The 3848-nt window shown below is 64.6% G+C and carries 3 protein-coding genes and 1 tRNA gene; 2 read left to right on the forward strand and 2 right to left on the reverse strand.

Annotation, left to right across the window (positions count from 1 at the left end):
• Positions 1 to 527, reverse strand: a 527-nt coding sequence (locus WA702_RS13680; protein WP_425111063.1) for a glutathione S-transferase family protein, incomplete at its 3' end; no start/stop codon positions are given.
• A gap of 431 nt (positions 528 to 958) precedes the next feature.
• Here WA702_RS13680 and WA702_RS13685 point away from each other — a divergent pair.
• Positions 959 to 1765, forward strand: a complete 807-nt coding sequence (locus WA702_RS13685) for an undecaprenyl-diphosphate phosphatase (RefSeq protein WP_425111064.1) — start codon at positions 959 to 961, stop codon at positions 1763 to 1765.
• 119 nt (positions 1766 to 1884) lie between these two features.
• On the opposite strand, the gene WA702_RS13690 is transcribed toward WA702_RS13685, so the two are convergent.
• Complete coding sequence (locus WA702_RS13690) at positions 1885 to 2850, reverse strand: complex I NDUFA9 subunit family protein (RefSeq protein WP_425111065.1); 966 nt, start codon at positions 2848 to 2850, stop codon at positions 1885 to 1887.
• A gap of 221 nt (positions 2851 to 3071) precedes the next feature.
• On the opposite strand from WA702_RS13690, the gene WA702_RS13695 reads away from it, so the two are divergent.
• Positions 3072 to 3158 (forward strand) — tRNA-Leu (locus WA702_RS13695).
• Positions 3159 to 3848 lie beyond the last annotated feature (690 nt).

A 3848-nucleotide genomic window follows, 5' to 3' on the forward strand; every position in this document is an offset into this window, starting at 1 on the left:
GCGGCGGCGGCAAGGTCGGCGTAGGTCAGGCGATCGCCAGCCAGAAAATTCCGCCGCTGCGCCAGCCAGCCGATATAGGCCAGATGATAGCGCACATTGGTCTTGGCCGCGCGGATCACGTCGGCCGCCGGCGGGCCGCCGCCGTCCTCTTCGCTCATGAAGCGCTTGTAGATCCGCTCGGTGACCAGGAGGTTGGAGGCTTCCTCGAAGAATTTCTCGTTGAACCAGCCCATCAGCCGGCGCACCTCGATGCGCTCGGCCATGTCCGATGGCATCAGCCGGCGATCACCGGCCGCCGCGCCGCAGGCGTCGTCGAGATATTCCGCGATCACGCTGACGCCGGGGACCGGCGGCAGGCCCTCGGCCGACAGCACCGGAGTGTTGCCTGCGGGATTGAGCGCCAGAAACGCCTCGCGCCGTTCCCAGGCACGTTCCTCCACCAGCCGCAGATCGAGGCCATATTCACCGAGCACCAGGCGGATGAAGCGTGAATGCGGGCAGAACGGGTGGTGGAAGAGCGTAAACATGTAGCCTTTGATTATGTTGCTGCGCTTAACAAAGCCTCAACCATTCGACGCCGGCCAAGGTCCCTGTGGTGCGCATCCAATCTTTGCGGATGCGCGGGAGCCAATGTCCGTAAACCAACTGGTAAATTTTCGCGTCCGCTGACGGCTCGATGATTCGAACACGCGCCTGGCCACGAACTCGGGAGGCCGGTACTACCGCATGGCTGGCGAAAGTGTAAGCGGTTGGGCTAGCGGACAGGGGACCAAGAATAATTGACCGGACCGCGAATCGCAAAACCGGTCCGTGCTCTTGCATCCGGCGCCTTGAACGGGCCACCCGCTGATTCGCCGGCGGAGCTCGACGCCATCCCGGTGCCCTTTTTGCGATTGCGGCTCGCAGCCGAATAGGCGAGAAGAGCGCGGTTTTTTGCCGGCGGTCACGGGTCAGGTCGATGATGTCAGATACGTTGCGGGCGGTGATTCTCGGCGTCGTCGAGGGGGTCACCGAGTTCCTTCCGGTCTCGTCGACCGGCCATCTGCTGCTGGCCGAGCGCTTCTTCGGCCTCGGCGAAGATGGCTTCTGGAAGAGCTTTGCGATCCTGATCCAGCTCGGCGCGATCCTCGCGATCGTGGTGCTCTATTTCGCCAGGCTGTTGCGGGTGGCGATCGGCGCGCTGACAAATCCGGACGACCGCCGCTTCATCATCGGCGTGCTGGTGGCGTTTCTGCCCGCCGTTATCATCGGCCTGATCGCGGGCAAATATATCAAGCTGCTGCTGTTCGATCCCTGGGTGGTCTGCTTCTCGCTGATCGTCGGCGGCGCCATCCTGCTGTGGGTCGACCAGCTCGATCACAAGCCGCACGAGCACGACGCCACGCGCTTTCCGCTGCCGATGTATTTGTGGATCGGCGTTGCGCAGTGCCTGGCGATGATTCCCGGCGTGTCGCGCTCGGGCGCCACCATCGTCGCCGCGATGCTGCTCGGCGCCGACAAGCGTTCGGCTGCGGAATTCTCGTTCTTCCTGGCGATCCCGACCATGGTCGGCGCCTTCGTCTATGATTTCTACAAGAGCCGCGCCGAGATGACATCGGATCATCTCGGCTTGATCGCGATCGGCTTCGTGGTGTCCTTCGTCACCGCGCTGATCGTGGTGAAGGCCTTCCTCGGCTACGTCACCCGCCACGGCTTCGTGCTATTCGCGTGGTGGCGCGTCATCGTCGGCACGCTTGGCCTGATCGCGCTGGCGTTGGGGATGTAAGCCGCACGATCCTCTGTCTCGTCATTGCGAGCGAAGCGAAGCAATCCAGAGTCCCGCAGGAAGTCTGGATTGCTTCGTCGCTGACGCTCCTCGCAATGACGATGGAAAGTGCGGGTTGACTAGACGTTCAGGCGCTGAAACTGGCCCTGCGGGCGGAAGCGCCAGAGATATTGGGGCGCGATCGCCTCCAGCGAATCCGGCGTGATGCCGAGCCCTTCCAGCGTCAGCCCGGCCGCCTTTGCCGCGTCCGACACCACGACGTCATGGCGCAGCAGCTCGACCTGGTCGGGCGTCAGCTTCAGCGCGCCCGGCGCGAATTGCTGGAACACCGCTTGCAATTTGGCGAGCCCGAACGGCACGCACAACAGGGTCCGCTTGCGATCGGTGATGTCCAGAATGGTCTGCACGATCTCGCGGAAGCTCAGCACCTCGGGGCCGCCGAGCTCATAGGTCGCGCCCGGCCGGGCCTTGCCGTCGACGGCGTTCGCGATCGCGGTGGCGACGTCGCCGACATAGACCGGCTGCATCCTGGTCTCGCAGCCGACCAGCGGCAGCACCGGCAGCATTCGCGCCAGTGCCGCGAAGCGATTGGTGAACTGGTCCTCGGGGCCGAACAGCATCGAGGGCCGCATGATGATGGCGGACGGCAGCGCCGCCAGCACCGCGGTTTCGCCGGCCGCCTTGGCGCGGGCATAGCGCGAGGCCGAATTCGCGTCGGCGCCGATCGCCGAAACATGCACCATCTGCGCGCCAGCCGCGGCTGCCGCCCTGGCCACCGCCTCGGCGCCCGCGGCCTGCACGGCGTCGAAGGTCTGGGCGCCGCCTTCCGCCAGGATACCGACCAGATTGATCGCGACATGGGAGTCCCGCATCGCGGCCTCGACCGAGGCCGGATAGCGCAGATTGGCCTGCACGGTGTGGATCTGGCCGACCCGGCCCTGCGGCTGCAGGTGCCCGGCGAGCTCCGGCCGGCGCACCGCCACCCGGATGCGGTAATCGCGTTTGGCCAGCGCCCGGACCACATTCCGGCCGAGGAAACCCGAACCGCCGAAGACCGTGACGAGGGTGTCCAGATTCGATGCCATGGCGTGATTCCTAGGGGTCGTGGCCGTTGTTGCTGGATGGTCGATCGCGTCAGGCGCGCGAACACTGCGTTTGTTGCGTTGCTGTATAGCGTAACGCCCGCCTTGCGCAAAAGTGGGGAGTATTTTTCGGCGCGCCCAAGAAAAACGTCTCAAAAATCGTCACGAAAGGCACCCGGGCGGTTTGACAAGCACGCGCCCCATCCCTTACACAGCGCCTCCATGCCCAGGTGGTGGAATTGGTAGACGCGCTGGCTTCAGGTGCCAGTGGCTTAACGGCCGTGAAGGTTCGAGTCCTTTCCTGGGCACCACGCTTCGCCTTTCAGGCTTCCCGCGGCGCCGCCGAGTTGCAATCGCAAAGCGGTGAAGCCTGCCGTTGACGGCTCGCCGGCCTCCACCACGCTCCGTATTCTGATTCACATTTCAAAAAGCCTGCGCCATTCCCGCGCTGTCGGCATCCGAAGGCAGGCGACTCGGGATACTGGATGCCCGCGTCGCTGGCCATGACAGCTATCCGTCATTGCGAGCGGAGCGAAGCAATCCAGAATCTTGACCGCGGCTCTGGATTGCTTCGGCGCGCTGCGCCTCGCAATGACGAAGCCAAAAACCTTCGTTCTCGCGACGCTGTCCGCGCCCGAGCTTTGCCAAGAGGTCGCCCTCAAGATGGAGGGCGCAGGGAAGGCCGGGTGCTGACCGCACCCATGGTCCGCGTGCAACAAAAAGCACGCGGCAGAACCACAGGTGAAGCCGAACAACCGGCCTTCCCTGCACAATGGCTTTAACGCTTATACGCGATCTCCCCGGGGACCGGCTTGCTTGCCCCCGTTTGCGACGACGCTTGGCGTCGCGCAGGCCTCAGCACCGGGAGGCCAGGACCACGCGATTTCACGTGCGCGAATGCGCTGTTCGTCGGCAGGCTGATCGCCCGCTGCAGCACCTTCACGCCCACCGCATCCCGCGCCCAACGTTCGTGACGACCGCGAAGCGCCCCTCCTGGAAGA

It is taken from the genome of Bradyrhizobium sp. (assembly GCF_049798375.1).
GTDB lineage: Bacteria > Pseudomonadota > Alphaproteobacteria > Rhizobiales > Xanthobacteraceae > Bradyrhizobium.